General features: G+C 40.5%; 23 protein-coding genes, 5 tRNA genes and 1 riboswitch. Of the genes, 5 read left to right on the plus strand and 23 right to left on the minus strand.

All coding sequences use genetic code 11. The features are described 5' to 3' along the window. Positions 1 to 296 precede the first annotated feature (296 nt). The 11 genes from DC53_RS04140 to xerD all read right to left on the minus strand — a co-directional run bounded on the left by DC53_RS04140 (position 297) and on the right by xerD (position 7,988). Positions 297 to 373: transfer RNA gene (locus DC53_RS04140), tRNA-Arg, on the minus strand. A 115-nt stretch (positions 374 to 488) separates the two neighbouring features. Beyond that, positions 489 to 565, minus strand: a tRNA-Arg gene (locus DC53_RS04135). A 78-nt stretch (positions 566 to 643) separates the two neighbouring features. Continuing rightward, positions 644 to 720, minus strand: a tRNA-Arg gene (locus DC53_RS04130). A 74-nt stretch (positions 721 to 794) separates the two neighbouring features. Further along, positions 795 to 871: transfer RNA gene (locus DC53_RS04125), tRNA-Arg, on the minus strand. A gap of 38 nt (positions 872 to 909) precedes the next feature. Further along, positions 910 to 1,002: transfer RNA gene (locus tag DC53_RS04120), tRNA-Ser, on the minus strand. A gap of 128 nt (positions 1,003 to 1,130) precedes the next feature. Next, entirely contained in the window at positions 1,131 to 1,313 is a 183-nt protein-coding gene (locus DC53_RS04115) for a hypothetical protein (RefSeq protein ID WP_007376465.1), read from the minus strand. A 354-nt stretch (positions 1,314 to 1,667) separates the two neighbouring features. After that, entirely contained in the window at positions 1,668 to 3,203 is a 1,536-nt protein-coding gene (lysS, locus tag DC53_RS04110; RefSeq protein ID WP_007376466.1) for a lysine--tRNA ligase, read from the minus strand. A 26-nt stretch (positions 3,204 to 3,229) separates the two neighbouring features. Then, a protein-coding gene (gene prfB, locus DC53_RS04105) for a peptide chain release factor 2 (protein WP_096793749.1) occupies positions 3,230 to 4,328 on the minus strand; the annotation gives its coding sequence in 2 pieces (ribosomal slippage) (positions 3,230 to 4,252 and positions 4,254 to 4,328; 1,098 coding nt in all). A gap of 144 nt (positions 4,329 to 4,472) precedes the next feature. Then, positions 4,473 to 6,194, minus strand: a complete 1,722-nt coding sequence (recJ, locus tag DC53_RS04100; protein WP_033031350.1) for a single-stranded-DNA-specific exonuclease RecJ — start codon at positions 6,192 to 6,194, stop codon at positions 4,473 to 4,475. Between the two features lie 78 nt (positions 6,195 to 6,272). After that, on the minus strand, positions 6,273 to 7,001 hold the full coding sequence (gene dsbC, locus DC53_RS04095) for a bifunctional protein-disulfide isomerase/oxidoreductase DsbC (RefSeq protein WP_033031351.1): 729 nt from the start codon (positions 6,999 to 7,001) through the stop codon (positions 6,273 to 6,275). Positions 7,002 to 7,061: 60 nt separating this feature from the next. Next, positions 7,062 to 7,988, minus strand: a complete 927-nt coding sequence (gene xerD / locus DC53_RS04090; protein WP_008136396.1) for a site-specific tyrosine recombinase XerD — start codon at positions 7,986 to 7,988, stop codon at positions 7,062 to 7,064. Positions 7,989 to 8,082: 94 nt separating this feature from the next. Here xerD and fldB point away from each other — a divergent pair, with 94 nt between their 5' ends. Further along, the gene (gene fldB, locus DC53_RS04085; protein ID WP_008136395.1) at positions 8,083 to 8,604 is read left to right on the plus strand and encodes a flavodoxin FldB; all 522 of its coding nucleotides are present in this window, start codon (positions 8,083 to 8,085) and stop codon (positions 8,602 to 8,604) included. Positions 8,605 to 8,643: 39 nt separating this feature from the next. On the opposite strand, the gene DC53_RS04080 is transcribed toward fldB, so the two are convergent. The 3 genes from DC53_RS04080 to DC53_RS04070 form a co-directional block, all read right to left on the minus strand. Continuing rightward, a complete protein-coding gene (locus tag DC53_RS04080; RefSeq protein ID WP_033031353.1) occupies positions 8,644 to 9,090 on the minus strand; it encodes a DUF2147 domain-containing protein in 447 nt (148 codons plus the stop codon). Between the two features lie 144 nt (positions 9,091 to 9,234). Further along, positions 9,235 to 11,244, minus strand: a complete 2,010-nt coding sequence (locus DC53_RS04075; protein WP_033031355.1) for an alpha-amylase — start codon at positions 11,242 to 11,244, stop codon at positions 9,235 to 9,237. A 156-nt stretch (positions 11,245 to 11,400) separates the two neighbouring features. Next, on the minus strand, positions 11,401 to 12,099 hold the full coding sequence (locus tag DC53_RS04070) for a tRNA1(Val) (adenine(37)-N6)-methyltransferase (protein WP_008136393.1): 699 nt from the start codon (positions 12,097 to 12,099) through the stop codon (positions 11,401 to 11,403). Positions 12,100 to 12,174: 75 nt separating this feature from the next. On the opposite strand from DC53_RS04070, the gene srmB reads away from it, so the two are divergent. Together srmB and DC53_RS04060 are read left to right on the plus strand one after the other, a co-directional pair. After that, entirely contained in the window at positions 12,175 to 13,401 is a 1,227-nt protein-coding gene (srmB, locus tag DC53_RS04065) for an ATP-dependent RNA helicase SrmB (RefSeq protein ID WP_007376476.1), read from the plus strand. Between the two features lie 272 nt (positions 13,402 to 13,673). Next, a complete protein-coding gene (locus tag DC53_RS04060; protein ID WP_033031358.1) occupies positions 13,674 to 13,994 on the plus strand; it encodes a BON domain-containing protein in 321 nt (106 codons plus the stop codon). Positions 13,995 to 14,068: 74 nt separating this feature from the next. Here DC53_RS04060 and DC53_RS04055 read toward each other — a convergent pair whose 3' ends face one another. From DC53_RS04055 to yaaA, 3 genes are all read right to left on the minus strand, one after another. After that, positions 14,069 to 14,800 (minus strand): hypothetical protein, encoded by a 732-nt coding sequence (locus DC53_RS04055; protein WP_033031360.1) that lies wholly within the window; start codon positions 14,798 to 14,800, stop codon positions 14,069 to 14,071. Positions 14,801 to 14,995: 195 nt separating this feature from the next. Next, the gene (locus tag DC53_RS04050) at positions 14,996 to 15,952 is read right to left on the minus strand and encodes a mechanosensitive ion channel family protein (RefSeq protein WP_007376479.1); all 957 of its coding nucleotides are present in this window, start codon (positions 15,950 to 15,952) and stop codon (positions 14,996 to 14,998) included. A 124-nt stretch (positions 15,953 to 16,076) separates the two neighbouring features. Next, positions 16,077 to 16,856 carry a peroxide stress protein YaaA gene (gene yaaA / locus DC53_RS04045; protein ID WP_007376480.1) on the minus strand — a complete coding sequence of 260 codons (780 nt, stop codon included), beginning with the start codon at positions 16,854 to 16,856 and terminating at the stop codon, positions 16,077 to 16,079. A 225-nt stretch (positions 16,857 to 17,081) separates the two neighbouring features. Here yaaA and tal point away from each other — a divergent pair, with 225 nt between their 5' ends. Both tal and DC53_RS04035 read left to right on the plus strand, forming a co-directional pair. Then, positions 17,082 to 18,032, plus strand: a complete 951-nt coding sequence (gene tal, locus DC53_RS04040; protein WP_007376481.1) for a transaldolase — start codon at positions 17,082 to 17,084, stop codon at positions 18,030 to 18,032. Between the two features lie 221 nt (positions 18,033 to 18,253). After that, positions 18,254 to 18,442, plus strand: a complete 189-nt coding sequence (locus DC53_RS04035; RefSeq protein WP_002961395.1) for a DUF3545 family protein — start codon at positions 18,254 to 18,256, stop codon at positions 18,440 to 18,442. A gap of 87 nt (positions 18,443 to 18,529) precedes the next feature. On the opposite strand, the gene ung is transcribed toward DC53_RS04035, so the two are convergent. The 6 genes from ung to DC53_RS04005 are packed head-to-tail and all read right to left on the minus strand — an operon-like array spanning position 18,530 to position 23,948. Continuing rightward, positions 18,530 to 19,192: a uracil-DNA glycosylase gene (gene ung / locus DC53_RS04030; RefSeq protein WP_007376482.1), complete on the minus strand. Its 663-nt coding sequence runs from the start codon at positions 19,190 to 19,192 to the stop codon at positions 18,530 to 18,532. Continuing rightward, positions 19,189 to 20,049, minus strand: a complete 861-nt coding sequence (locus DC53_RS04025) for a cobalamin-binding protein (RefSeq protein WP_007376483.1) — start codon at positions 20,047 to 20,049, stop codon at positions 19,189 to 19,191. The genes ung and DC53_RS04025 overlap by 4 nt, the downstream gene beginning before the upstream one ends. Beyond that, positions 20,049 to 20,648 carry a cob(I)yrinic acid a,c-diamide adenosyltransferase gene (gene cobO / locus DC53_RS04020; protein ID WP_007376484.1) on the minus strand — a complete coding sequence of 200 codons (600 nt, stop codon included), beginning with the start codon at positions 20,646 to 20,648 and terminating at the stop codon, positions 20,049 to 20,051. Before cobO ends, DC53_RS04025 begins: the two co-directional genes overlap by 1 nt. After that, the gene (locus DC53_RS04015; RefSeq protein WP_033031362.1) at positions 20,641 to 22,125 is read right to left on the minus strand and encodes a cobyric acid synthase; all 1,485 of its coding nucleotides are present in this window, start codon (positions 22,123 to 22,125) and stop codon (positions 20,641 to 20,643) included. Before DC53_RS04015 ends, cobO begins: the two co-directional genes overlap by 8 nt. A 4-nt stretch (positions 22,126 to 22,129) precedes the next feature. Then, on the minus strand, positions 22,130 to 23,134 hold the full coding sequence (locus DC53_RS04010) for a FecCD family ABC transporter permease (protein WP_033031364.1): 1,005 nt from the start codon (positions 23,132 to 23,134) through the stop codon (positions 22,130 to 22,132). Between the two features lies 1 nt (position 23,135). Continuing rightward, positions 23,136 to 23,948: an ABC transporter ATP-binding protein gene (locus DC53_RS04005; protein WP_033031366.1), complete on the minus strand. Its 813-nt coding sequence runs from the start codon at positions 23,946 to 23,948 to the stop codon at positions 23,136 to 23,138. 512 nt (positions 23,949 to 24,460) lie between these two features. Continuing rightward, positions 24,461 to 24,612: riboswitch (cobalamin riboswitch) on the minus strand. Between the last annotated feature and the right edge of the window lie 6 nt (positions 24,613 to 24,618).

Genomic DNA, 24,618 nt, shown 5'->3' on the forward strand with positions numbered 1-24,618 from the left:
TATCGGTGGTAAGTAATTAGAAGCTGGCGCTTCTCACGCGAGCAAGCTCTGCGTCTACAACGGATGAATAAGCTCGGAGTTTAGATTTAAAGATTGGGTTGGTTTTACTTGTAGGCGTGCAGCTTGCTGACGCGACGAGCAAAGCTCGTAAATAAAGCATCAGTTATATCGGTGGTAAGTAATTAGAAGCTGTCGCTTCTCACGCGAGCAAGCTCTGCGGCTACAGGAGTGGTAGCTTACACTTCACTTTATTTTAGGCACAAAAAAACCGACTTAATGTCGGCTTGTTATGAAAGTGGTGGGCGCAGGAGGATTCGAACCTCCGACCGCTCGGTTCGTAGCCGAGTACTCTATCCAGCTGAGCTATGCACCCACTTTCATAGATTGCTTATTTAAACTCTAAGCAGAGCGTATAAATTCAGGCATAAAAAAACCGATTTCCATCGGTTTATTTTTCTTACACTTAAAAGCGTATGAAAACATGAAATTGGTGGGCGCAGGAGGATTCGAACCTCCGACCGCTCGGTTCGTAGCCGAGTACTCTATCCAGCTGAGCTATGCACCCACTTTCATTTTTACTATTACTTATTTTGACTCTAAGTGAGAGTTTAGCTTATTTATACTCTAAGCAGAGTCTATAAAGTGGTGGGCGCAGGAGGATTCGAACCTCCGACCGCTCGGTTCGTAGCCGAGTACTCTATCCAGCTGAGCTATGCACCCACTTTATAGTTTACTTATTTTAACTCTAAGTAGAGCTTTCGCTTATTTAGACTCTAAGCAGAGTTATTAAAGTATGGTGGGCGCAGGAGGATTCGAACCTCCGACCGCTCGGTTCGTAGCCGAGTACTCTATCCAGCTGAGCTATGCACCCATACTTTAAAACTTTACAAAACACGCCATTAAAAGAAATGGTGGAGAGGGAGGGATTCGAACCCTCGATAGAGCTACAAACTCTATACTCCCTTAGCAGGGGAGCTCCTTCGGCCACTCGGACACCTCTCCGTCTTGTGGGGCGTATAATAAAGATTTCAGAAAATATGTCAAACACTTTTCTACCAAAAACGACTATATGGTTATAGATTGCACATATGCTTGGTTTTAAAGTGTAATTAGTTTGAAAATTAAGCGGCTTATGAGTCTTCAGAGTGAGGATTAATACCTTCAACTGGTACTAACTCATCTGTTAGGTTTGCAAGGTACTGCTCTTGATACCCCAACTGCTGAAACTCAGCAATACAGGCTCTATAGTAAGCTTGTCGTTCTTGCTCTGTCGTACAGAGTTCTGACGACTCTTCAACGCGTTTATTTTTCATTTTATTATTCTATAAGTCCGTTTGATTATTCTTAGTTAAAGCGTACAACCTAGGCCGCTTAAATTTTCGCCATAGTGTAGCTAAAAAAGTTACATAAATACAACGAAATGTTTAAAAAACAGTCATAATAAAAAGTTATATTACTAATCAAATTTGTTTAAAAGAATCAAAATAAACAATATCAAATACTTAAGCTTATAAAAACAGCGCCACCCTAATCAAAAACAATTAACAAATTACATCTTTTTATTTACGAAGTACCTTGTTAAAAGCATACCTTTATTGTCTAGGCTTTAAACACAAAAACGCCGCGATTAGGCGGCGTTTATTAACTTACTTTGTTTTACTCAAAGCTTAGTCAGCTTGTGGACGCATATGCGGGAACAAAATAACGTCTTTAATTGTAGATGAGTCAGTAAATAACATTACTAAACGGTCAATACCAATACCTTCACCAGCCGTTGGCGGTAAGCCGTACTCTAGTGCGCGTATATAGTCTTCATCGTAATGCATTGCTTCATCATCGCCTGCGTCTTTCTCTTCAACTTGGCGAGTAAAGCGCTCAGCTTGGTCTTGTGCATCATTAAGCTCAGAGAAACCATTTGCAAGTTCACGGCCGCCAACAAAAAACTCAAAGCGATCTGTCACAAATGAGTTTTCGTCGTTACGGCGTGCAAGTGGAGATACTTCCCACGGGTAGCCAGTAATAAACGTAGGTTGAATAAGCATGTGCTCTGCTGTTTCTTCAAATATTTCACATAAGAACTTACCAGGGCCCCAAACACAGTTTTCAGGAATTTTAACATGCACTTGTTTAGCGTACGCTTTTAATTCGTCAAAGTGGTTTTCTGGGTCGTTAAATACCGCAGCATCAAACTCAGGGTTATATTTTAAGATGGCGTCCGCCATGCTTAAACGTGTAAACGGTTGGCCAAAGTCATACTCAACCGAGTCAGTTACTTCACCGTTTTCATCTTTGGTTGTATTTATAACGATTGGGCTACCCAATACGTTAGTTGCAACTGTACGTAGCATATCTTCGGTGATGTTCATCAGATCGATGTAATCAGCGTATGCTTGGTAAAATTCAATCATTGTGAATTCTGGATTGTGACGCGTAGATAACCCTTCGTTACGGAAGTTACGGTTAATTTCGAATACACGGTCAAAACCACCTACCACTAAGCGCTTTAAGTAAAGCTCTGGCGCTATACGCAAGTACATGTCGATATCAAGCGCGTTATGGTGAGTTACAAACGGACGCGCAGATGCACCGCCAGGTATAACCTGTAGCATTGGTGTTTCTACTTCCATAAAGTCACGCTCTGCTAAAAAGCGACGAATGCCTTCAACTACTTGTGAACGAATGCGGAATGTTTCGCGCGTTGCTTCGTTAGTAATTAAATCAACGTAACGTTGGCGGTACTTTGTTTCTTGATCTGATAAGCCATGGAATTTTTCAGGTAACGGACGAAGTGACTTAGTTAGTAATTGATACTCAGTCATTTCTACGTATAAATCGCCTTTACCCGATTTATTTAACGCGCCTTTAACACCAATAATATCGCCAGTGTCTAGCTGACCATATTTTTCTTTAAGATCTTTTTGAACATCTTTAGATGCATACGCTTGTACGCGACCTTTCATGTCTTGAATTACAAAAAACGGTCCACGCTTTGCTAAAATACGTCCAGCAATAGACACAACTTCTTGTAGTTCAACTAATTCTTCTTTGCTCTTATCACCAAACTGGGCTTGCAAATCAGCCGTGTAATGCTCACGACGGAATTGGTTTGGATGACCGTTGGCTGGGCAATTTTCGCGTATCGCGTCTAACTTGCCGCGACGCTCAGCGATTAACTTGTTTTCGTCTTGGATTTTATCAGTCATTTTTTAGCTCTTTATTAGCTTGGTGGTTATAGGCCAGATTTAAGGCTGGCTTCAATAAATTTATCTAAGTTACCGTCAAGTACCGATTGGGTATTGCGGTTTTCAACGCCGGTACGTAAATCTTTAATGCGTGCGTCATCAAGTACGTATGAACGTATTTGGCTACCCCAACCTATATCAGATTTAGCATCTTCTTGCGTTTGTTTTTCAGCATTTTGCTGCTGTAGCTCAAGCTCAAATAATTTAGCTTTTAATTGCTTCATCGCTTGGGCTTTATTTTTATGCTGTGAACGCTCGTTTTGACACTGCACTACGGTGTTTGTTGGTACGTGAGTAATACGAACTGCCGATTCGGTGGTGTTAACATGCTGACCACCCGCGCCCGATGCACGGTAAACATCTATACGTAGATCTGAAGGATTAATATCAATTTCAATATTATCGTCAATCTCTGGGTATACAAACGCAGAAGCAAACGAAGTATGACGACGACCACTTGAGTCAAATGGGCTTTTACGTACTAAACGGTGAACGCCTGTTTCTGTACGTAACCAACCGTAAGCGTATTCGCCAACAAAGCGAACTGTTGCACCTTTAATACCAGCAACATCACCGTCGGTTGCTTCAACTAGCTCAACTTTAAAGCCTTTAGCCTCGCCCCAACGTAAGTACATACGAAGTAGAATGTTACACCAGTCTTGTGCTTCAGTACCGCCAGAACCCGATTGTAAATCAAGGTACGCATCGTTTGAGTCATGAGGACCTGAAAACATACGACGAAACTCTAAGCCTTCTAACTGCGCATTCAAATCAGCGAGTTCGCTTTGTGCTTCATCAAAGGTGTCTTGATCTTCAGCTTCTACTGCAAGTTCAAGTAAACCTTCAACGTCATCAGTACCGGCTACAAGGTTGTCGATTGTTTCAACAACGGCTTCTAATGCTGATTTTTCACGGCCAAGCGCTTGTGCGCGTTCAGGCTCATTCCATACGGCTGAATCTTCAAGTTCGGCGTTAACTTCTTCTAAGCGTTCTTGTTTAAGAGCGTAGTCAAAGGTACCCCCGAAGCAATTCAGTACGTTCGCGAATTTCCTTGATTTGGTTAATCACAGGATTCACTTCAAACATGGTCATTACTCCAAAATGGCTAGGTAATTGCGCCCCTTTACATGGGATTTTCGCAATAAATTATCGTCAAATGATAAAAACGCCCGATTTTAACAAAAAACCGCGCGCTTTATTAGCCTTTTATGCATGCTTTGTGCATATTTTTTAGTACACTTTTTCAAGTTCTCTGGCTATTAATTGCAGTGTAAATTTACCTCTAAACTCATTTATATCGAGTTGGTACGCTACTTTTACAAACTTCGCTTCTGTGTCTGGCCATTCTTTTACATCAATACCAAAGGCAATGGCGTCTACTAATCGCCCTGATTGATGCTTTAAAACGAGCTTTAAATGCTTTTCGCCGACTATGCGCTGCTGTATTACTTCAAAGGTGTGCTCAAACACTGGCTCAGGAAATTGCTGCCCCCACGGGCCCGATTGCTTTAATAGTTGAGCAAACTCCATAGTAAAGCAGTCGTTTGGCAGCTCACCGTCAGTAAATACAATGCAGCGCTTACTTTCTTCACTCAGTTGCGCGCTAACTGCGGCATCAAACGCTTTTTTAAAGTCGTTAAAGTGCTGCTCGTTAATACTTAAACCAGCGGCCATTGCGTGGCCACCAAATTTATTAATTAAGTGTGGGTCGGCTGTATTGAGTCCTTCGAGTAAATCGCGCATGTGTAGCCCTTCAATAGAGCGGCACGAGCCTTTAATTTCACCGTTTTCGCCACCAGCAAATATAACGGTTGGACGGTGGTATTTTTCTTTCAAGCGACCAGCCAAAATACCAATAACACCTTGATGCCAATCATCTTGAAACAAACAAATAGCATCAGGGATGCTATCGTCGCTAAATGCGAGCCTATCAAGCACAGCTTGTGCCTCCACTTGCATGCCTTGTTCTATTTCGCGCCTTGCAAAGTTTAAGCTATCGAGTTCACTCGCTATACTGCGCGCTTGGTTTATGTCGGTGCTGAGCAAGCACGCTATACCCAAACTCATGTCGTCTAATCGCCCTGCTGCATTTAAACGCGGCGCAAGTGAAAAGCCAAAGTCGCTTGCGCTTAAGCGCGCAGCATTGCGGTTAGCCACTTCAATAAGCGCGGTAATGCCTGGGCGTGTTTTACCACTGCGAATCCGTGCTAAACCTTGATGTACTAAGGTGCGGTTATTTGCATCAAGCGCGACCACATCGGCAACCGTTCCAAGCGCTACAATGTCGAGCAAGTTAGCTAAATTAGGCGGCGGTTGCTGCTCAAAATAACCAAGGTCTCGCATTACGCTTCTCAGTGCTATCAGTAAGTAAAAAGCAACGCCAACGCCTGCTATAGATTTAGACGGGAAGTTACATTCGTGCCTATTTGGATTTACTATTGCATCGGCATTTGGCAGCTGCTCACCTTGTAAATGGTGATCTGTTACCAGCACTTTTATGCCAACCGCTTTTAAAATATTAATACCGACAATACACGATATGCCGTTATCTACGGTGATCACTAAATCAGGCTTAATTTGTACTATTTGCTCTGCAAGTGCGGGGCTCAAGCCATAACCTAAGCTAAACCGGTCCGGAATTAAGTAATCTAAATGCTTAAAACCAAACATCTCAAGGCCTTGCATTAAAGTGGCCGTACTCGTTGCGCCATCAGCATCAAAATCGCCGACTATTAATATTTGGCTTTGCGCTTTTAATGCTTCAATTAATAAATCGCTGGCTTTGTCGATGTCTTTGAACAATTTAAAGTCGTGAAGCGTAGCTACGCTGTTATTTAGCTCTTCGGCATTGAATACATTGCGGTTAGCATAAATTTGTTTAATTACAGGGTGTAAATTACTCGGTAAATGCGAGTCGTCAACGTTTTCACGCGCAATGATTAGTTTTTTCATGCAGAGTTTTAACTTATTGAGTCGTACTAAAAAGACAAAAAAAGGCCATTAAGGCCTTTTTATTAACTATAAAACGTATTACGACGCTTTGTTAGCATCTAATGCTGCTTTTAATGCTGCTGCAGGCTGGTAACCTGGGATCATCGTACCATCTTCTAAAACAATAGCCGGCGTGCCGCTAATACCAAAGCTTTGACCTAGCTGGTAATGCTCAGCAACGGGTGCATTACACCCTGCAATTACTTTAGTGTCTGCGCCCGATTTAGCCTCAGTCAGTGCTTCTTGCTGATCTTTAGCACACCACACATTCATTAAATCAGCATAACCAGAACCTTGTAGCCCACCACGCGGAAATGCAAGATACTTAACGGTAATACCTTCATCGAGTAAATCATCTAGCTCACGGTGCAACTTACGACAGTAGCCACAGCTAATATCAGTAAATACGGTAATGCTGTGCTTTTCGTTTGGTGCTTTATACACAATCATCGAATCTTCGTATTCTTTAATGCCTTCAACGCGCACGCCGTTTAATGCTTGCTCAGTTAGGTTATTACGATTATTCAAATCGATTAACGTACCTTGCATTAAAAATTGACCATCTGGACTTGCGTAAAGCACGCCTTTGTTGGTAATGAGCTCTTTTAACCCTGCAACTGGACTTGGGTTAATTTGCTTAACCGTTACGCCTAAAGTCGCAAATTTAGTAACTATAGGATCATTAGCATCAGGAGCTACAGCAACGCTATTTGCAAATACACTAATACTTGTGCACAACATGGCACCTGCTAACATTAATTTTTTCATAATTTTCTCTATTCCAAAAGTACTTATAAATTGACCGGCTTAGTGCTATTTAATTTCAAATTAAGCACGCGGGTGATGCTGCGCATGCACCGATTTTAAACGTTCATTAGCAACATGGGTATAAATTTGTGTGGTTGATAAATCACTGTGGCCCAACATCATTTGTACCACACGTAAATCTGCCCCATGGTTTAATAAATGCGTAGCAAAAGCATGGCGCATTGTATGGGGCGATATTGGAGACTCAACTGCTGCCAAAATAGCATAGTGTTTAATTCTATGCCAAAAGGTTTGTCGCGTCATGCCAACACCGCGCTTAGACGGAAACACAAAATCGGTGGCGTGTTTTATCATTTGCGCACGCCCGACCTTTAAAAATTGCTCAAGCCAGTACATGGCTTCCTCGCCAAGTGGCACTAAGCGCTCTTTATTACCTTTACCTTTTACAAACACCACAGCTTGACGCAAATTAATTTGCTCCATACGCAACCCAACAAGCTCACTTACACGCAAACCCGTTGCATAAAGTAGTTCAAGCATCGCTTTATCGCGCAGTCCCATCGCTTCTTCTGTATTGGGCGCATTTAACAATGCCTCAACTTCAGCTTCTGAGAGTGTTTTAGGTAACGACTGCCCTGCTTTTGGTTGAGCAATATTTAGCATGGGCGAATCACTAATTATTTTTTCGCGTACAAAGTACTGATAAAAACGCTTTAGCGCACTAATACTGCGTGCCGTACTACGTGGTTTTAATCCTAAATCAACTCTGTGAGCTAAGTAACCCTCTATATCAAGCCCGGTTACCGTCATTAAGTTTTCGCCCTTTAAAAATAGGCAAAACTTATCTAAATCGCTGCGATAAGCACTTAATGTGTTTTCGCTTACGCCTTGCTCTAAGTACAGGCTATCTAAAAAGGTTTCTAGGTAGTCGCTATTACTGCTCATACTGCTGTCATTTTCAAAAGAATCGTCAGATAGCGTTGTCACATTATGCTCTCATGCTTTGCTAAGGTATCAATTAAAAATACCTTACGGTAAACTTGAGCCTATCATATCAGGCAATTACACAGTGATAAATACGATGCAAATTGGTTTATTTTTTGGTTCTACTACGTGCTACACCGAAATGGCAGCAGAAAAGATTCGCGACATTATTGGTGCCGATATAGTTACCCTGCACAATATTAAAGACGAGCCACTAAAAAATGCGCAGCAGTACGACTTTATCATCTTTGGTATTTCAACATGGGATTTTGGTGAAATACAAGAAGACTGGGAGTCAAAATGGGACGACATAGCCGACGTAAACCTAAGCGGTAAAACCATTGCTTTATTTGGCATGGGCGATCAGCAAGGTTACGGGCAGTGGTTTCAAGATGCGCTAGGGATGCTGCACGACGAAATAAATACGCAAACATTTACCCAACTTGGTTTTTGGTCCAACGACAGTAGTTACGAGTTTGAAGCTTCAAAAGCGCTAACTCCCGATGGCAAACAATTTGTAGGGCTCGCACTGGACGAAGACAGCCAATACGAGCTGAGTGATGACCGTATTGCGACTTGGGTTGAACAAGTAATGACTGAATACGGCGAAACGCTTTAACTAAAATTGCGTAGCCATTATTGCTACGCTACAAAGTAATTACTCAACCCTTAGCCAATATTGGTTACGGAAAAAAAAGCCAATGTAACCACGAACTTCAAGTTTCTGACCTTCATCTTGCACTGTGAGCTGTAAGGTGTAGGTTTTACCATTTGTTGGGTCAAGTATTTCGCCATCTCCCCAAACGTCATCATCCTCAGCTTTTACATCAGTAATAATAGTCATTCCTAAAATAGGCTGATCTTTTAGCTCATCATCACATTTATTGCATGTATCATTTTGTTTTGTAGGGTCTAGAATAGTTTCAACTTTACCGCTTAAAGTACCGTTGGTTTGGGTAATACGTACATACGACTTAGCTTGGTTTGTATCCTCGTCAATCGTTTTCCAAAGCCCAACTGGGGTCATGGCTGCCAGTGCACTTTGGCTTGCCAAAACAACCGCAGAGAATGTACTTAGTAGTATTATTTTATTTAATTTTTTCATTGTGTTGTCTTAATTCAATGTAACTAATGAGTGAATCATAACAGGTGATTTATAAACACACTATGAAAGAACAGTACCTAAAAAACCTAAACTAATAATCATTAGCTTAGGCTTAGGTTCAAATATAGGCTTTTTATTTATTTTTTAAAAACTACGAATGGCTACACTTGAGTTATTAAACTCAAATTTATTAATTTTTCCGCATTGCGCCATATGATTAGTGCTTGTATAAGGTGTATTGTTTTGAGCAATAGCAGTCTCCCATCCTTGGCCGTTTTTAATGAATGCTTTTAGTTCAAACCATCCATTAACCGCTTTACTGCAATCCATATCTACATCAAGCATCCAATAGTGTTCGCCCCATATATTTAAAGATGTCACACCAAAACCATCTGTGTTTACCGTTTTTTCAGCGCCCCAACCTGCTGGCCAAACATTCGCTGTCCAGTCGGTCGCAGAACCTTCTGCTTCGCTACTTTGCCCATTTTCTATGCCATACCAATCAAGGTAGTTATCATTTGCTTTCCAAGGGCTTGTTGTCACGTTTTTTAAATTATTATGACGAATAGGCATTGCACACTCAAAATTACTTGTTTGGCAATTTCGACCCAGATTTGCGTTTGCATAAGCGTGATCTACACCACCGCGCAAAAACATATCTTGTCCACTTTGCGTTTGTGCATTAATAAAAATAACCGTGCGTTGCCAGTCACTCCCTGTATTTGGCACAGAGCTTGTATTTAACTTGGCATTTTTATGAATTGCCATTGCATCCCAAGCACCAATATTGAGATTAATAGTACCGTCGGAATTAACCGTTATAACCTCGCCACTACAACTTTTAGCATCAGCCGACAACTCGCCTTTTAGCACATTACAGTATTGCCCAGGCGCCATGTCTGTTTGCACCGTTGCAATGAGTGTTGAGTCTTCTTTGTTAATAGCCATATGACCCGAGCTACCTCGACCAAATGATATTTGATTATTCGTGTTATCCCACCAATTTGTTACTGCCCAATTGTCGGCGGTGTTATTTCTAAAATCGACCCCGCCTGAAATATATGACCAGCGATGCTCACACTTCCAATTACTAGCAAAACACTCTAAGTTACCATTATTATGTACCGGTACGTTTGGCCCACCAGCATCTGTATCACCATGAAAATCATAACTCGACATTACTTTTGGATAACCGTACGGATAAGCCAACATAAATACATTAGCTAAGTCATATAAGCGGCCATCCTCAAAGGTAATTACATTACCAGCGCCGCCATGACCACGTTGATTATCGTGATTATCTACAAAAACCACCGCAGAAGAGCTAGGCATAAAGCCCCACCCTTCGCCAAAATTACTTAGCCATGCAAGCGAGCCGTTTCTAAAAGTATTACCAAGCTCAGTGCTATATTTAAATTCAGTTACTAAACCAGTGCTTAAATATTCAGAGGCGCCAACAGCCTCTCCACCTTGATCAATCACTTCTTGAAAAACCACTGGCGAGCCATTTACTTTGGCCATTAAACTTTGGATATCGCTTGCGGCAACATGTTTAGAAGCATCAAACCGAAAGCCTTTTACGCCAATAGCTTGTAAGTCGTTAATATATGCTGCAATGGTATTTTGCACATAGTTTGAAGCGGTATCTAAATCGGCAAGTCCAACGAGTTCACAATTTTGTACTCGGTAGCGATCGTTGCCATAATCAGAGCTATTAATGGTACAACTTTCATGAAAATCTTGTGGGCTATAAATAGGAAAGCTTTTATTACCAAAACTATTACCCGCTGTGCCTGTGCCACTTCCTGCTGCCATATGGTTAATAAGCGTATCAACATAAATATCAACCCCAGCTGCACTACAGCGATTTACCATATCAATAAACTGTGCACGGTTACCGCCACGACTTTGCAGTTCATAACTTACAGGCTGATAGCGTGTCCACCATTGGCCTCCTGTAATGTGTTCATTAGGTGGCGATACCTGCACTGCAGCATAGCCTTTTGGTCCTAAATACTGTTCACATTCTTGCGCTACATCTTGCCAATTCCATTCAAACAAATGCACAAATGTGGTGGGCGTAGCTGTGGCAATACTAGGTAAGAGCAACCCTAGACTTAAACCTGCGGTGGTGATTATTTTATTGAGTTTCATAGTGTGTGATCCAATTGTTGAGCGAGCAAAACAACTACTCGATGTTATTTACAAGTGGTTAACACTAGGCTTATAGTCGATGAAATAAAAACTGAATACGTATGCATAACGGGTAAACTATCCTTTATTACTAAATAACCTTCATTACTAAGTAACTTACATTTTTAAATAAAATGTTTTGCACAAAGCTATATAATCAGCAGTGTAGGTATTATCTAAGTTTCTAATACACAGGGTTGATGATTCTAAATCGCTTTTTACGTAGCTAAATGTCATTAAACTGCGGCTAATATCTTTATTGGGCGTGGCTTTTACTTGGCAGTGAGTGTTTAAATAAAGCCCATTTTGAGTAGCAAGCTCAATAAATAATGCGCCTTCAACGCTTGGGAGTATTAAGTTAAAGCGAGAGCGACTATGGCTTAAACGTTTAAACGCATTTATTAACTCTTCAAAACTTAAGCCGTCGGTATGGCGCGCGGTATTACGCGCAGCATTCTCGCCTTTTAAACTGTGATTAAAATACGGCGGATTAGAGATAACCACGTCAAATTTAATTTCACTACTAAAGCTTTGAATAGTTTGGTGCTTAATACTTATTGTTGGCCACGGGCTATTAGCTATATTTTTTAATGCTTGGTTATGGGCGCTTTCGTCAATTTCTACCGCAGTTATATCAAGCTCATGACCACGTTGCTTACACATTAACGCTAATAAGCCGGTACCTGTGCCTATATCAAGTAGCGACCTTGCACCGCTTAAATTAGCCCATGCACCAAGCAAAATGCCATCGGTAGAAACTTTCATTGCACAGTGGTCGTGTTCAACTTTAAATTGTTTAAATACAAAACCAGACATTTTTTCACCTTTTCATTCACCAAGCGCAGCATAGCGCGTATAATCAGGGTAATTGTCCCTTATTTTAGACACTCTATGCAATTTTCTGAATTTGATCTTGATAACAAGCTACTCGATGCCATTAATAAAATGGGCTACGAGACGCCAACCAGCATTCAACAACAAGCTATTCCTGAAGCACTACAGGGGCGCGATATTTTAGCATCTGCGCCTACTGGTACAGGTAAAACAGCGGCATTTTTAATTCCGGCTATTCAGTACTTACTGGATTTCCCACGTCGTGACCCTGGTTTTGCGCGCGTCCTCGTTATGACCCCGACTCGTGAGTTGGCTTATCAAATTCATGAACAATGTGAACTGCTAGCTAAACGCACACACCTAAAAATTGGTGTAGTAACAGGCGGTATTAACTACGGCACGCATAAAGAAATTTTCGAAAAAAATAACGATATTTTAATCGCCACACCAGGTCGATTAATGGAATACCTAGAAACCGAAAACTTTCATGCTGAACATGTAGAAATGCTTATTATTGATGAAGCAGATCGCATGTTAGATATGGGTTTCAAAAAAGAAATGAGCCGTATTTGTGACGAAGCTAAAAATCGTCGCCAATGTTTTTTATTCTCAGCAACACTTGAAGGTGACAGCGTAGAAAGGTTTGCTGAAAAAACATTAAACGACCCAGCTCTATTAGAAGCCGAATCGTCACGTAAAGAAAAAGCAAAAATTCATCAGTGGGTACATTTAGCCGACGATTACCATCATAAGCTTGAATTGTTAGTTAACACGCTAAAAAATCCTGACGTGACTAAAGCAATTGTGTTTGTTAAAACTCGCGAACGCTTAGAAACATTGATTGGTGAACTTACAACTAATGATGTAAAAGCAGCGTGGTTACGCGGCGAAATGCCACAAGACAAACGTATGAAAGCCATGGAAAACTTCCACAGTGGTAAAACAAGCATATTAGTTGCTACCGACGTAGCTGCACGTGGTATTGACGTATCTGACATCAGTCACGTTATTAACTTTGATATGCCGCGCACTGCCGACGTATATGTACACCGTATTGGTCGTACTGGCCGTGCTGGTAAAAAAGGCATAGCAATATCGTTAGTTGAAGCACATGACATTGGCATTTTATATAAAGTAGAGCGCTACGTTGAGCAAAAGTTAAAACGCCGTGTAATTAGAGGTGTTGAGCCACAGCATAAAGAAGCTAAGCCACCGGCTAAAAAGCGTAAAGATCCAGTAAAAATGAAAGCCAAGAAAAAGGCCAAGGTTAAAAAGAAGAAGTAACCTAAAACATTTTTATACTAAGCCGGCTTTTGCCGGCTTTTTAATGCAAGCCTTACAGGCTCTGGTGTTTGTACCCGTTACATATGTAACCCAAGCATGTAACTCATACCCATTTAAATGTAATTTTTGCCCACCTTAATTCCCACTTAATAAAATTATCTTATATTTCATAGCGTTAATATTGGCACCGAAATTGTAACTACAAAGATAACCTAGCCGATGGAATTTCCATTTTGTGGCTGCACGATTCACCGTAATGTAAGGATTAAGTTATGAACCGCTTCAAGTTAACTATCGCTTTAGTATCATTTTGTTGTTTATTTTTATTAGTTTGCGCTACAAAGGTAAGTGCAGCAACCAACATGGCAGTAGTAAGCAGTGTAGCCACTCAACCTAACCTACAACAAACTATCACCAACACCCTACGAACTAATCCTAACTTAGCGTTAAGTGATATTCGTGTGCAGGTAAAAAATGGTGAAGTAGATTTATACGGTGAAGCACAAACTGGTTTTCAGCGCGCATTAGCTCAAAAGTTTTTAGAAAATATGGATGGGGTTAAAATCATTCGTAATAAAATTAGCGTTATTTAATACGTACCACATAAACCTATTTATATAACTAATTCGTAAGCGCGGCTTGTTACTCCAACACAAGCTGCGCTTTTTTATTTTAATATTTTTAATTGTTTAGTCACATCACTTATTTTAAAACTACTTTTTTGCGAAGAATAACTATCAACAAATACTTCTTCGAAATTGCTCACTGTAGAATCTTCATTTAGCTCAAAAGGAAAACCCTTAAGCTCCTTTGTTTTTGTGTTGAACTTATAAATAAAATTATTGCCACTCAAACCAGCTGAAAAAATATATTGTTCGTTATTCAACCATCCACCGGTTTGATGAAACAAACCGATATTAAACTGGTTAGTTGTTTGATGAAGTCCAACCTTGAGTATATGACTTTCATTAAATGCAGACTTGGTTATTTCAATTGTTGGTAAAAACCAAAAACCTTGGGTGTCACCTGCAAAAACGGCTAAAAACTCACCATCGGGAGACCAACTAACAAAGTTACTTTCAGACTTTTCCCTAGCGCATAAAATACCATCCGATCTGCAAAATTCTCGTAACTGCTCTTTTGCAATGTATACCGTTTTATTTGGTAGGGTAAGTGCGTTTATAGGGGTATCGTTCTTATTAAGAAAAAGTATTTCAGCAGTATTGTCATCTACATTTAATTTATAGCTCAAACCATACTTAAAATTATGTTTTTCACTCGTACTCTGCTTATTACTTATTGATGTACACCCAAGCATGAAGCTTAATAAAGTAAGGGTTATGAACTGTAGTAATGCTACTTTACGCATTGATAAACTATTTAAATTAATAATGGTCATATTGTAATCACATTATCAGTTATGGCAAATAACACGGTTATCATAATAAACAAAAACCGATTAAATTTGGCTTACCCTGTTCAGGCTTAATAATTATTAAAAGCATGTACTAAAAAGCGCAATTTTACTCTGTAAAAATGCGCTGTTGGTAAGTAACTATTTCCCAATGCTTTTGGCTAATGTGTTTTAACTAAATTACTCACTTTGGCTAGAGTCAGCACCGTCGCTACTATTTTTAGTTGATGACTGCGGGCTTATTTTATCGCTTATCATGGCATCGAGTTTCTCACCGCCCTTAATGCCAAAGTCGAGCGTACGAATTGGGAAAGGAATACTAATATCAGCTTCGTCGAGTGCCTGCTTAACGGCAACAACCCCTTTGTGGCGTACCGTCATAAAGTCAGGCTCGCCTGGGTATTTAATCCAAAACCACACCAGTAAGTTAATGCTGCTGTCGCCAAAACCTTCAGCATATACAGCGGTTTCGTCTTTACGTATTACAAAGTCAAATTCGTTAATTTTATCGACTATAACGTCTTTTGCTTTTTCTATGTCGTCGCCATACGAAATACCTACGGGTACTTCTATACGTCTTATACCTAGCGTGGTGTAATTTTTTAGTACATTTCTAAATAAGACTTTGTTTGGTACAAGTATTAGTTGCCCGTAAAAGCTCTCTATTAGCGTGTTACGTAGGTTTATAGAATGCACCGAACCAAACACATCATCGGTTTCTATTACATCACCTGTTTTAAATGGCTTGCGTACACCCATTGCTATACCAGCAATTAGGTTTTCGGTCATGTCTTGAAACGCAAAACCAATGGCCAAACCCACAATACCCGCACCAGCAAGTAGCGAAGTGACGGTGCCTTTTAGGCCAACAAAATCGAGCGCTATAAATAAACCTATGCACAACACAATAACTTTGAATATTGACGCCATTAAATCGGCAATTTGCGTTGAGTCGAGAGAGCGGCGCAACACGTTTTTCATCAGCTTGCCAGCAAAGCGCGCCAATATTGAAAATACTATGGCAATTACAATTGCCACTATAAAATTAGGGATATGGCTTATTACAACATCAAACCACCCTCCGAGCTTTTCTTCTATTAGTTTTTCGGCTTCGCCAACTGACGGAATGCTGATCATTTTATTTGCACCTATTTAGTTAGTGTTCTCATTAATATTAGATGAGGTTGCAAATATAACGCCAACATCAAAAAAGCCATGCGGTGCATGGCTTTTTAACTATTTAATTAAGTTTACGCTCAGTTTAATTTTGTTCGTCGCGCATAAATACAGGCTCAAGCTCTTTAACTGTTGCCTCAGGGCTAAAGTAATAACCCGCCACAGTAAACTCTTTAAGTTGGCTTAATTGCGTTACTTTATTTTCGATAATGTAGCGCGCCATCATACCGCGTGCTTTTTTAGCGTAAAAGCTAATTACCTTGTATTGACCGTTTTTACAGTCTTTAAAGTGTGGGGTAATAATTTGTGCATTTAATGCTTTTTTATCTACCGCTTTAAAGTATTCGTTTGAAGCAAGGTTAACTAAGTATTGCGCGTCTTGTGCTTTTAATACTTCGTTTAGTTTGTTCGCTATTACGCTGCCCCAAAACTCGTATAAGTTTTTGCCACGCGAGTTTTCAAGCTTGGTGCCCATTTCAAGACGGTAAGCTTGCATTAAATCAAGTGGTTTTAATAAGCCGTATAAGCCAGAAAGTATACGTAAATGGTTTTGTGCGTAATCAAGCTCGCTAGCTTTAAGCGTGCTTGCATCTAAACCGCCGTATACATCGCCATTAAAGGCAAGTGCGGCTTGTTTAGCATTACTTTGTGTGAACGGCTGCGCCCACTCGCTAAAGCGTGCAGCGTTAAGCCCAGATAGCTTATCGCTAATTTTCATTAAACTGCCAATTTGCGCTGGTGTTAGTTCACGGCATACTTTCATGAGCTCTTCGCTGTGCTCTAGTAATTCAGGCTGAGTGAACTTGTCTGTTGCGGGTGGCGTTTCGTAATCAAGATTTTTTGCAGGTGAAATAACAGTGATCATAGTTAGCTATTGACTTGTAATTTATTTAGTGTCAATTTCAACATTAAATGAAACGAAAAGCACGTTTTGTTTAAATAAATCCTCTCTTAATAACCCATGCATTACCGTTTTTTTATTGATCAGGACATAAGACCTATCAAGCATTGTCACACTGTTGCAGTATGGATTGTATATATTAAGAGTGATTAGATTTTTCTTTTAACTTGCTTGGAATGAGGAAAGCAAATGACTTCAGCTCTACAAAGGCTAAAACAACATTCATCTATCGTAGCCGACACTGGTGATATTGAAGCTATTAAAAAGCATCAACCAGAAGATGCAACTACAAACCCGTCGCTTTTATTAAAAGCGAGCGAGATTGAAGCATATAAGCCTTACCTAGATAAAGCTTGGAGCTACGCAAAAGAAACCGAGCAAGAGCCTGCTAAACAACTTGAACTAGCATGCGATTACTTTGCCGTATTACTAGGTAAAGAAATTAGCGCTATTGTACCTGGTTATATTTCTACTGAAGTAGATGCACGCCTTTCGTTTAATACGCAAGCTACGATTGATAAAGCACATACCCTACTTAGCCTTTACGAAAAAGAAGGTGTAAGCAAAGACAAAATTTTAATTAAAGTAGCGTCTACGTGGGAAGGTATTAAAGCCGCTGAGCAGCTAGAAAAAGAAGGGACTAAATGTAACCTTACTTTATTATTTAGCGATGCCCAAGCCCGCGCGTGTGCCGATGCAAACGTATTTCTAATTTCGCCATTTGTTGGCCGTATTTTAGATTGGCACGTTGCTAACGGTATGGAAAAACCAACCGATCCGCTACAAGATCCAGGTGTTCAGTCTGTACGCAGCATTTTTGAATTTTACAAACGCCATGACTACAAAACAGTTGTGATGGGTGCAAGTTTCCGTAACACAGGCGAAATTATTGCACTTACAGGTTGTGACAAGCTAACTATTAGCCCTAATCTTTTAGAAGATTTAGGCAACCTTGAAGGCGCACAAGAATATTTGCTTGAAAGCGATGTTCCACAAGAGCCAAAACCAGAGCCATTAACAGAAGCACAGTTCCGTTGGTTACATAACCAAGATGCTATGGCTACTGAAAAACTAGCTGAAGGTATTCGCTCTTTTGCTGATGCACAAGAACAACTAGAGGCGCGCTTTAAAGCAATGTAATTTGCTATAATCGTGTTTTAAAAACGTCGCAATAGCGGCGTTTTTTTATGCCTAAAATACGCTACCCCTCTATATAATCTTCATATCGACTTCATATAATCCTCGTATAAACCTTCATCAATTAATCACACTTACGTAACATAACTGTCACTTTTTTGTTCTATTTTAGCTAGGCCTGTGGTATAGGTATTCTTGAGGTCATAAATCAATAGGAGAAATTCATGGATAGCCTAAACGATATATTAGAGATATTAGAAGGTCCTGATACAACTAGAAAAACCTCTCAAAAGAATAAAAAAAGGAAGTGGCGTGAAATAGAAGCAATAAAAGACAAACAGCGCCTACGCAAAGAACTACAAGAACTAGATTATTTTACAGACAGTATTGCAATTGATGAGCTCGATTTTTAATTCAATACGCCCCAACTAAACAAAAAGGCTTCCAGAATCTGGAAGCCTTTTTTAATGGTTTAAACAATTTGAGTTCTTTGGAATAAATTAGATTTGCCAGTTAATTGGCTTATCTTTTTGGGCTCGCAATAGCTCATTCGTTTTTGAGAAATGCTGACAGCCAAAAAAGCCTCTATGCGCCGAAAGCGGCGATGGGTGTGGCCCTTTTAAAACATGATGGCGTGCACTATCTATGCCTTTCCCTTTTTTTTGTGCATGTGCACCCCATAAAATAAATACCACACCTTCGCAGTGCTTATTAATATGCGCTATTACATTATCGGTAAATTGCTCCCATCCTAAATGCTTATGTGAATGCGCTTGCCCTTGTTCAACGGTCAATACTGTATTGAGTAAAAACACGCCCTGATCTGCCCAGCTTTGCAGGTAACCATGCTCAGGAATAATAAAATCGCTGATATCGGTAGCTAACTCTTTGTACATATTTTTAAGCGACGGCGGCAGCTTTTTTACATCAGGCAATACCGAAAAACACAAGCCATGCGCTTGCCCTTCTCCGTGGTATGGGTCTTGTCCTAAAATTACAACGCGTATGTCATTAAGTGCGGTGGCATCAAAAGCACTAAAAACTTGAGCTTCAGGCGGGTAAACAGCAATACCTTCATTGCGGCGATTAGCCACATACTCTAACGTTTGCTGCATGTAAGGTTGCTGTAATTCACTTTCTAAAAATGTAGCCCAATTGCTCATTGTGTACTCTTAATCTGTTTACGTGATACGTCTATTTTATCACACATATCCGCAAGTCCATCTAGCATGCGCACAGTAAAACGATGTAATAAATCGGCATTTACGCTAATAAATTGATCATTTTTAACAGCGGGTACTTCTGGCCACTTTTGCCAATTAACAACCGGCTGTGGCGTTTTTGATTTTTCATCAGGGATAATAATAACTTGCGGCTTAGTAACAATAACATTTTCGATACTAATTTGCGGGTAATCTGTGGTGCTTTGTGCAAATACATTACTTACATGGCATGTTTCAATCAGTTGGCTTATCCATGTATTTTTACTTACTGTCATCATGGGCTCAGCCCATAACTGATAAAATCCGGTTATATTTTTTTTATCTTGCTGGCTTTTAACTATACCGTTTAGTTTTTGCGTAAATGCATTTGCCGCTTGCTGGCTTTGCTCAATATTCCCTGTAAATTCACCAAAAGTAAGTAACTCGTCGGCTACACCAGCGATTGTGGTGGGATTACTCAAATATACTTTTATACCTAAACGCTCTATTTGGGCTAAATCTTCGCTTTGATTTCCGCTTTTCCACGCAATAACTAAGTCGGGTTTAAGCGCCAATACTTTTTCAAGCGAGATGCCGTAATAACCCCCTATGCGCTCAATACTTTGGGCTTCACCTGGGTAGTCGGCGTAATCAACCGTGCCCACAATATTATCGCCCGCCCCTATGGCAAATAGGTTTTCGACAATGTGCGGTGCAAGCGCAATTATGCGCAGCTTTTTAGAATCCTTGGTCTGCTCTGCAAGTGCACTGCCCGATACACTAAAAAGCAGTAGCCCAATAAAAAACACTTTAAGCATTAGTAATCAAACCCTTCTAGCGCTTTTATACCTGAGTCGAATGCATGTTTTACATTACGCACTTCACTTACTGTATCGGCAAGGTCGGTTAAAGTGCGGTGTGCTGCACGCCCTGTAATAATAACTGACTGCATTGGCGGGCGGTTATTAAGCGCTGTTACTACTTCATCTAAATCTACGTAGCCGTATGTCACCATATACGTAAGCTCATCGAGTAATACTAAATCAATACTGCTATCAGCAAGCATACGTTTTGACTCTTGCCATGTTGCCTGCGCGGCTGCGGTATCGGCTTCTTTATTTTGCGTATCCCAAGTAAAACCGGTGTTCATTACAACAAACTCAACGCCTGCACCTTGTAATAAATTACGCTCGCCACATTCCCACGTACCTTTAATATATTGGCAAACGGCTGCTTTTTTTCCATGCCCTACGCAGCGTGCTACAACGCCAAAGCCTGAGGTTGATTTACCTTTACCGTTACCGGTGATTACCTGAAAAATACCTTTTACATCTTGCGCTGCCGCAACACGTGCATCCACTTGTTCTTTTACTTTTTGTTGGCGCTGCTTGTGCTTATCGTTATTTTGTTCAGTCATTATTGTGCCCTTCATAAATCGAGATAATTTGCTGTATATTTAAATGCGTTTCGCACATGGTTGCTAATCGTTCTAACTGCTGCTCGCGATGAGTGGCAATACTAATTGGGTTAATTGAGGCGCTTGGTTTTACCCATTTTAAAATTTGCGATGTCGCATCGGCTTCATCAAATAAGCCATGTAAATACGTACCCGCAATGGCGTTATCATCGCTAATAAAGCCATCAAACGTAAAACCATTTGGGTGGTTTTCATCAAAGGTTAAAAATGGCTTGTCAAGCGCTGTACCTTGGCTAATTCCTGCATGTATTTCGTAACCACTACAGGGTGTTGATTGGTTATTTAAAAGCAGTGTAGCGGTTATTTTAGTTAATACTTTTTGTGCTGTCAGCGTGGTTTTAAAATCGCACAGGGCAAGTCCATTTACTTGCCTTAATGACGATTCAATACCCTCGGGATCGTTGATTGTATTGCCCAGCATTTGCATGCCGCCACAAATACCAAGTACTTTGCCACCATAGCGTAAGTGGCGCTTAATTTGAGTGTCCCAGCCTTCATTTTTCAAAAAACTTAAATCACCCAGCACATTTTTACTGCCTGGGAGAATTATCAGATCAACGTCTGGGATCGTTTGCGTATGGCGCACATAATTTATATTAATGTTTGGGTGCAAACGCAGTGCATCAAAATCGGTGTGGTTACTAATGTGGGGAACAAGCAGCACTGCAATATTAATTGTGGCGTTGGTTACATTATTATCAATTGCGACAGCGTCCTCAGCATCAAGCGCGAGGTCATGCAAATAAGGTAATACGCCAAGTACGGGTTTGTTTGTGTATTCTTCAAGCCAATCTAGCCCGCCTTGCAGCAAACCTATATCGCCTCTAAAGCGGTTTATAACAAAGCCTTTTACGCGCGCTTGTTCTGACTCGCTTAACAACGCAAGTGTACCTACCAAATGTGCAAATACGCCGCCTTTATCAATATCAGCAATTATAATTACTGGGCAATCTACCTCTTCGGCGTAGCCCATATTGGCAATATCGTTTTCACGCAGGTTTATTTCAGCAGGGCTACCCGCTCCTTCAACAAGGAGTAATTCAAAGCGTTTAGCTAAGCGGTTATGTGAGGTAATTACTGCATCCATCGCCACTTTTTTATAGTCGTGATATTTGCCAGCTTCCATATTACTAATGGCTTTTCCGTGAATAATCACTTGTGCGCCCGTGTCGCTATTAGGCTTAAGTAATATAGGGTTAAAATCTATTTCGGGCTCTACTTTAGCTGCTATTGCTTGCAAAGCTTGCGCACGACCAATTTCGCCGCCATCTTTTGTTACTGCGCTATTAAGTGCCATATTTTGTGGTTTAAAAGGCGCAACCTTTACCCCTCGCTTAGCAAACACCCTGCAAAGGGCAGCAACTAAAGTGCTTTTACCAGCATCTGATGTAGTGCCTTGCACCATTAAGGTTTTCATGGAATTACACCTTTCGCTTTCTAAAAAACAATAAACTCAAAAAGAATACGCTGCCAATAGCTGCAGTAATAACGCCTACGGGCAGCTCTTGGTTTTTAAGCAATGAGCGCGAAAGTACATCAACCCACACCATAAATGTACCGCCCACCAAGCTGGTTACCAGTAAGCCAGCGATGGTGCCTTGGGATATAAAAAAGCGCACAATATGCGGTATCATTAATCCTACAAACCCAATACCACCACACATAGCCACCAGCACAGCGGTAATTAACGAGCTCAAAACCAGCATGAGTATTCTAAAGCGCTGGACCCTAACACCTAATGTAATTGCGCTTTCATCGCCCAGTAACATAGCATTGAGTTGCCTTCTAAAGCTCAACATTACAAACGTACACAATGTAATTACCAACAAAGGCAACCAAAGCGTAGCCCACTGCGCACGCGCAAAGCTGCCCAGTGTCCAAAATAAAATAGCGGCTACTGCCTGAGGGTCGCTCCAATAAAGCAACAAGCTGGTAAATGCACTAAATAAAAACGATAGAGCGACGCCTGCTAATAACATTGATTCTACCTGTGCACTTTGCTGCCTACCTGCAATAAGTATTAATAAACTCATGGCGAGTAAGCTACCCAGCAATGCTGCTGCCGATAACATAAAACCTGCGCTAACGCCTGCTAGCGCCATAAGTAATACCACGCCAAATGAGGCACCCGACGATATACCAAACAAGTAAGGATCGGCTAAAGGGTTACGCGTTACCGTTTGTAAAATAAGCCCCGAAATTGCTAAACCAGAGCCAGCTAAAAAGGCGAGTAATGTGCGTGGCATTCTTAGTTCAAAAATAATACGCGTATTAAAAGACGCCTCATTTGAGAGCAAAAAACTATTAAGTACGTCTTGAAGTGAGGTCTCTGCTGCACCAAAACTAAGTGCTGCAAATAAGCTAAATAAAGCAGCTGCAACACTTACAAATAGCGCAAGTGAGTGGCGAGTATTAACTGCGCTCATATTATTTGTAACCATAAAAGTAAGTGATATGAGGGATGCTATTTCCCGATTTCGATAATTGCGGGTGGTTATTTACTTGGGCGCAGACACCAAAAACGTCGCCTAGCATGTTTTCGGTTAATACCTCACTTGGCGCGCCTGTATGTGTAATTTCACCGTTTTTAATAACCACTAGTTCATCGCACATTGCAGAAGCTAAGTTTAAATCGTGAAACGATGCAAATACCGTTACACCCAACGATTTAGCAAGTTCCATTACTTGTATTTGATATTTAACATCTAAATGGCTAGTTGGTTCGTCCATTATTAACAGCTGAGGTTGCTGGACTATCGCACGGGCTATCAAGGCACGTTGCTTTTCCCCCCCCGAAAGTGACTCAAAGCTTTGATCGCTATGATCTGCCAACCCTACAGTGTTGATAGCTTGGGTGATTTTCTGTTTATCAATGTTAGTTATTGAGCTAAATAGCGATTTATGAGGCGTTAGCCCAAGCGCAATAACGTCAAATACACTTAAGTTAAATTGCGACGGAGTTTCTTGTAAAACAACCGCTACTTTTTTTGCGTACTCATCGCTTTTTAATTGCCAAATATCGGTGTTGTTAAATTCTACAACGCCATCACTGGGTTTACTAAAACGATATAAACAACGCAATAAGCTCGATTTACCAGCGCCATTGGGACCAATCAAGCCAACAAATTTACCTGTAGTTATTTTAAGGTCTATTTTTTTGAGAATCGTTTTATTGCCAATACCCCACGATACGTTTTTAACGTTTAGTAATGGTGTATTTAATGGCGTTTGAGTGTGCAATAGTCAGTCCTAGGCTAGGGTCTGTTGATCTTTCAAGGTTAAATTTGCAACAGTCTGTTTGGTATTTAGGCAAGGCAGAGCCTATGTAGTGTGGTTATTCCCCATAAATGGGCGATAACGTAGCATTAATGCCAAACAGGCGCTGCCCAAAGGGTTCTTCCTAGGGGCTATTTACTCTTTGTTGCTCGGTTTTTACTTAGCCCACTAGGTTACAAACCTCGCGCCGCGATTAAATAGCCCCTAGTTTGAACAAATTTTAATCCGCAAAGTTCGACAGACCCTAGGTTAAACTCACCAAAAATGCGATAAAAATACTAATGCACTACAAGAAAAATGAGTAAACCCGCTCGTTAAAAGAATTCATACCAATTGCATTAAATTAGTGATTTATTATAGCGACAAATAAACAGCTTAATAACAAGGCGGAAATTATGACATATAGTTGTTCTATATGAATAATTTTTAACGAAGTTAGTAAGTTATTTAATTCACTAAAAAGATCATGTTTTTAATAAAATTGGTACTATACCATTTGTATCTGACTTAAAGCTTTGCGCTAATTACAGTTGCGGGAACAGTCGAGGACTCGCACCTCATTCCAAATTAAGCTCTATTATGGGCGGCTAAGTAAATAATTTAAAGCAAAAAAAACCGCACTCAAAAGAGTGCG

The sequence above is a fragment of the Pseudoalteromonas fuliginea genome, assembly GCF_000690055.1.
Classification (GTDB): Bacteria; Pseudomonadota; Gammaproteobacteria; order Enterobacterales; family Alteromonadaceae; genus Pseudoalteromonas; species Pseudoalteromonas fuliginea.